The sequence below is a fragment of the Oliverpabstia sp. genome (assembly GCF_022785585.1).
GTDB lineage: Bacteria > Bacillota > Clostridia > Lachnospirales > Lachnospiraceae > Oliverpabstia > Oliverpabstia intestinalis.
On the sequence record NZ_JALFPR010000120.1, the window covers coordinates 1 to 5,659 of the forward strand.

6 protein-coding genes and 1 pseudogene are annotated in these 5,659 nt (G+C 44.2%); 1 reads left to right on the top strand and 6 read right to left on the bottom strand.

Annotated elements, in window-relative coordinates; genetic code table 11:
* Together MSA64_RS08380 and MSA64_RS08385 are read right to left on the bottom strand one after the other, a co-directional pair.
* Positions 1-744 (bottom strand): hypothetical protein (locus tag MSA64_RS08380; RefSeq protein ID WP_287891301.1); only part of this gene is annotated, 744 nt, incomplete at its 3' end.
* A gap of 82 nt (positions 745-826) precedes the next feature.
* Entirely contained in the window at positions 827-1,357 is a 531-nt protein-coding gene (locus tag MSA64_RS08385; protein ID WP_287891302.1) for an RNA polymerase sigma factor, read from the bottom strand.
* 188 nt (positions 1,358-1,545) lie between these two features.
* Between MSA64_RS08385 and MSA64_RS12210 the strand changes: the two are divergent.
* Positions 1,546-1,686 (top strand): annotated as a pseudogene (locus tag MSA64_RS12210) (DUF6783 domain-containing protein); the annotation flags it as partial.
* Here MSA64_RS12210 and MSA64_RS12215 read toward each other — a convergent pair.
* From MSA64_RS12215 to jag, 4 genes are all read right to left on the bottom strand, one after another.
* Positions 1,618-1,776 (bottom strand): DUF6783 domain-containing protein, encoded by a 159-nt coding sequence (locus MSA64_RS12215; protein ID WP_442945319.1) that lies wholly within the window; start codon positions 1,774-1,776, stop codon positions 1,618-1,620. The pseudogene MSA64_RS12210 and the gene MSA64_RS12215 sit on opposite strands and share 69 nt — an antisense overlap.
* Before the next feature lie 12 nt (positions 1,777-1,788).
* Positions 1,789-3,666 carry a tRNA uridine-5-carboxymethylaminomethyl(34) synthesis enzyme MnmG gene (mnmG, locus tag MSA64_RS08390; protein ID WP_270623922.1) on the bottom strand — a complete coding sequence of 626 codons (1,878 nt, stop codon included), beginning with the start codon at positions 3,664-3,666 and terminating at the stop codon, positions 1,789-1,791.
* Between the two features lie 21 nt (positions 3,667-3,687).
* Positions 3,688-5,064, bottom strand: a complete 1,377-nt coding sequence (gene mnmE, locus MSA64_RS08395) for a tRNA uridine-5-carboxymethylaminomethyl(34) synthesis GTPase MnmE (protein ID WP_154432758.1) — start codon at positions 5,062-5,064, stop codon at positions 3,688-3,690.
* 95 nt (positions 5,065-5,159) lie between these two features.
* A partial coding sequence (gene jag / locus MSA64_RS08400; protein ID WP_287891306.1) for an RNA-binding cell elongation regulator Jag/EloR occupies positions 5,160-5,659 on the bottom strand: 500 nt, incomplete at its 5' end.

Sequence of the window (5,659 nt, forward strand, 5' to 3'; positions counted from 1 at the left end):
GCTGACCAAAAACAATGTTGATTTATCATGTACTACATTACAATTTAAACTGCCCTCATGGGCACTATAATATATTGGTACTGTTTGCTGAAGACTTTCAATATAAACTTGTTTCTCCGCTTGCTTTTCATCAACTGCCCCACTTCCTGTATCTTCTATTTGCATTTGTTGATTTACATAAACGTATTTTTCATTCCATTCAATACGATAATTAATATTTCTATGGACTTTACTATATGTTGCATCTTTGATGAAATACTCTTTCCCCAAATTCTCATTAATGCTAAATAATGGGGCTTTTATTTTCTCTTTCATTTCAACATTTAATTGTTCTAAATCATTACAAGTAAAGAAAATTTCATCATCCTCCGCAAAAATTTCTTTTTGATTTTCATCAGAGTTTCCATATAGTGAATACTTATATCTATCGCCTTCTATTTCTGTTTCATGAATTTTCCCAATATCATCCGCCTGAGCCACCGATGTAAACTCCAGATGCGTTCCTATATGTACTGCACTGATTGTAAGAATCACGGCTGCACATGCTCCTGCGAGAATTCGTCTTTTTATGTGTTCTTTTCGGCATTCTTTTTGGTAGATGCGTTCGAAGTCTCCATTCCATTCTTCCGGTATCTGATATTGGGACAGCCCTTTGTCGCGTTCCAGTTCTTTCAAAATTTCAGGAAGATGTTCTTTGATTTGCTTGTATTCCGGACTGTCATATATTTTATCTCTTTTCTTCATCGAATATCCTTTCTCCGGTCTCTGGCGAGAGCCGTCTCACGGTGAAGTGAATAACATCATCCGAATACATGGTGCTGATAGATTACCGACGTTTCTTCCTGAATATCCCAAGACTTTCTTCGATCTTTCTGCGCAGCCGGCTTCGTCTGCATTTGAAAGCGTTCGAGACTTCCCCGGTTGTATCAGAAAAATACTCGATTGCCAGAATTCTCCGCTCTTCCTCTGTCAGTCCTTCTACCAGTTCCATTGCAATCATTCTTGCGATCACTATGTCCTGCACAGAACAGACTTCCTGCTGTTCCCGTAAAGCAAGGCCAATCTTTTCTCCCAGTTCTTCTGTTCTTTTCCTGGAACGGTAGTAATCAATTACCTTGGTCTGAGTCACCCTGATCAGCCAGGCAAACTGACCCTCATCGCCTTTATCATATAATTTGTCGATTGCATTCAATAATGATGTCCACACCTCCTGTAGGATATCACGAATGTCTTCTTCTGGCAAATCCGGAAAATGTTTTTTCACGTACCAATACATAAACTGCCTATATTTTACGTAAAGCTCCTGGCATCGATCATGGTCCCTCCTATCCACGATACCACCTCCTTCGTTATTCATAGTTCCTCTTCCTGTTTCCTCTTTGTTTATGGCTTCATAATACACAACTTTCTTACATTTTTCAATAGTTTTTATTAATTTTATACAATTTTTTCTTGTTTTATTGTGCATTTTTGTATCACTTTGTCTATATTTGTCGTTTTTGCATATTTATATATTGCATTTTATCAGAAAGTACTTTCCTGTAAGTGAGACAAAACTCGTTTCGAAAACGATGTACTAGAGCGTGTCTGAAAAAGGCTTTTCGTGAGCTGCGAGTCTCAGTTTGTGGGAGATTTTATCCGAATGAGGGCGGCGTAGCGGGCTACGGCAACCGAATGAGGGTAAAATATACCGCAAAGTGGGGCTTGCAGATTGCGGAAATGATTTTTCAGACACGCTCTAAGGCAGGCGGCAGCAGAAACTTCTGCTGCTGCCACACATATCTCATTTTACGCGCGATGACTTTCCAGATATACCAGCAGCACCGATACATCCGCCGGGGATACACCTGCGATACGGGAGGCCTGGCCGATGCTTACCGGGCGGTACAGTTTTAATTTCTGTACGGCTTCGATACGCAGACTCTTGACCTGATCATAATCCATATCTTCCGGGATCTTTTTGCTTTCCAGTTTTTTGAACTGTTCCACCTGTTTTAACTGACGGGTGATATATCCATCATACTTGATGTTGATATTGACCTGTTCCCGGATGTCATAGCGGAGTTCCGGACGGTTTTTATCGATTGGTGCCAGCACTTCGTAGTTCAGTTCCGGACGGCGGATCAGTTCACCCAGAGTGGATCCTGAAGTCAGCGGTGTACTTCCATACTGTTCAAGGAGTTCCTGTACCGGTCTCGATGCTCCTACATTTACGTGTTCCACCCGTTCGATTTCTTCTTTGATCAGCTGTTCTTTCTCCAGGATATCCTGATACTGTTCTTTGCTGATCAGTCCGACACGGTAGCCTTTTTCCCGGAGTCTGAGATCTGCATTGTCCTGGCGAAGCAGCAGACGATACTCGGCGCGGCTTGTCATCATACGATATGGCTCATGGTTTTCTTTTGTTACCAGATCGTCGATCAATACTCCGATATAAGCTTCGGATCGATCAAGTACCAGCAGTTCCTCACCTTTGACTTTCAATGCCGCGTTGATACCCGCGATCAGCCCCTGCGCAGCTGCCTCTTCATAGCCTGAACTTCCGTTAAACTGTCCGCCGCTGAACAGATTTTTGATATTTTTAAATTCCAGTGTCGGCATCAGCTGTCTCGGGTTGATACAGTCATACTCGATCGCGTAAGCATTTCTCACGATTTTCGCATGTTCAAGTCCCGGTACGGAGCGGTACATGTCATACTGGACATCCTCCGGCAGAGAACTTGACATACCGCCAACATACATTTCATTTGTGTTCAGCCCTTCCGGTTCGATAAATACCTGATGTCTGGATTTATCTGCAAATCTGACCACTTTATCTTCGATGGACGGACAATATCGTGGACCGGTTCCTTCGATCATACCGGAATATAGCGGAGAGCGATCCAGATTTTCCCGGATGATCTCATGAGTTTTCTCATTGGTATAGGTCAGCCAACAGGATACCTGATCGATCTGAACGCTTTCCGGATCAGTGGAGAAAGAAAACGGAACAACTCTCTCATCCCCTTTCTGCTCTTCCATCTTCGAAAAATCGATCGACCGTTTATCGATACGTGCCGGTGTTCCGGTCTTGAAACGGAACATCTCCACACCGTTCGCTTTCAGAGAGTCCGTCAGGTAATTGGCCGCCTGCAGTCCGTTCGGACCGGTATAATTACTTACATCTCCATAGATGCATCTCGCCTTCAGATACGTTCCGGTACACAGAACAACTGCCTTTGCATAATACGTTGCGCCGGAATATGTTTTTACTCCCTTAATCGTACCATCTTCTACAATCAGTTCCGTCACTTCCGCCTGTTTGATCGTCAGATGTGGTGTATTCTCCAGTACCTGACGCATGGTATTGCTGTAATTTTTCTTGTCTGCCTGGGCACGCAGGGAATGTACCGCCGGTCCTTTGGATTTGTTTAACATCTTGGACTGGATAAATGTTTTATCAATGACTTTTCCCATCTCTCCGCCCAGTGCATCGATTTCTTTTACCAGATGTCCTTTGGAACTTCCTCCGATATTCGGGTTACACGGCATCATTGCGATGCTGTCCACACTGACGGTAAATACCATAGTCTCAAGCCCCAGTCTGGCTGCTGCCAGTGATGCCTCGCAGCCCGCATGTCCGGCTCCGATTACTGCAACATCTATATACTCCACCAGTTTGTTCATTTCTTTCTCCTTCTACCACTCTTACTTGCCGGTACAGAACTTGCTGAAGATCTCATTGACCAGATCCTCACCCACTGACTCTCCCACAATCCTTCCCAACGCTTCATATGCGTTCATCAGATCGATGGAAAAGAAATCTTCCGGCATCTCCATGGCAATGCTTTTTTCCACCATTGTAAGACTCTGATATGCTTCCTCGAGCGCTGTCTTATGGCGGACATTTGTAATATATACTTCATCGTTAAAGGATAATTCTCCTGCAAAGAACATGGATTTGATCTGTTCTTCCAGAATTTCCACACCCTGTTCCTGTCTTGCGGAGATTGCTATTACCGGCATGTCTGTACGTGCCTCCAGCATCTCTTTCGTTACCACCGGAGTCAGATCACTCTTATTTAACAGAATGATTGCTTTTTTCTCCCGGAGAATCTCCAGAATTTCCTCATCATTTTCATCTAACGGAATGGAGGAATCCACCACATATAATACCAGATCCGCGTCTTTTGCGTAAGCCCTGGCTCTCTCCACACCGATCTTTTCCACAACATCTTCCGTTGCCCGGATTCCTGCCGTATCCATCATCCGAAGAGAGATTCCCTGCAGCATGATAGTCTCTTCCAGAACATCCCTCGTTGTCCCTGCTATATCTGTTACAATAGCTTTTTCTTCTCCCACCAGATAATTTAACAGAGAAGATTTTCCCGCATTTGGTTTTCCTACGATCACCGTCCGGATACCTTCCCTGATCATCTTTCCTTCATCAAAGGAATCCGCCAGACAACGAATCTTCTTTTTTTCTTTTTCTACGGTCTGCGCAAGTTTCTCACTGTACCCGTCCAGACTGATATGTTCCGGGTCGTCAAGTGCGGATTCGATATATGCAATATGGTACAGGATACTGCTTCGGATCTCTTTAATAGATGTTAAGACAGAACCTTTCAGCTGGCTTAACGAGCTTTTCAGTGCATACTCATTCTTCGCCTGGATCACATCGATGACCGCCTCCGCCTGAGACAGGTCGATCCTTCCGTTTAAGAAAGCTCGCTTGGTAAATTCTCCTGGTTCCGCAGGTCTTGCCCCTGCATGTATCACCGCTTCAAGAACCTTTTTCATCGCCAGGACACCACCATGACAATCAATCTCCACGGTGTCTTCTCCGGTGTAACTTCTCGGCCCCTTCATGATCATCACCAGGACTTCATCGATCATTGTATCGTTGTCATAGATAAATCCATAATGAATCGTATGGCTTTCGGCTTCTTTTATCTGCTTTTTTCCGCCCTTTGAGCGGTATACTTTGCTGATGATCTCCATGCTATCGTCACCGCTGATACGGATAATACCGATTCCTGAAGCACTCATCGCTGTGGCAATTGCCGCAATCGTATCTCCTGTCATCTCTGTCCTACTCCTTTCAGAGCATTATATTCTTCTTAAAGCAGGAAAAGATGCTACTCACACCCCGTGAAATAACATCTTTTCCATTCAACAACTTATTTACCTTTATAAACAACTACTACATGACGGTAAGGTTCATTGCCCTCACTGTATGTTTCCACGTACTTGTTTCCCTGCAGTGCAGAATGGATGATTCTTCTCTCATAAGGATTCATTGGTTCTAACACTACCGGCTTTCTTGTTTTACGCACTTTGAAAGCAATGTTCTTTGCCAGGTTTTCCAGCGTGTCTTTTCTGCGGCTTCTGTAGTTTTCTGTGTCTACTTTCACCCTGACATAGTCCTGCTGCTCTTTGTTGACAACCAGGCTGGTCAGATACTGCAGAGAATCCAGTGTCTGTCCTCTCTTACCGATCAGAATACCCATATCCTCTCCGGCAAAATCAATTTCCAGGCAGTCGGCGGTCTTATCATAGTTCATGGTAATCTCCACCGGAAGTTCCATTGCACCAAATACGCCGGTCAGAAATTTTTCTGCATCCTGTTTCATCTGCTGTACCTGTTCTTCGGTACGGACAACCGGTTTTCTCGGTTCCG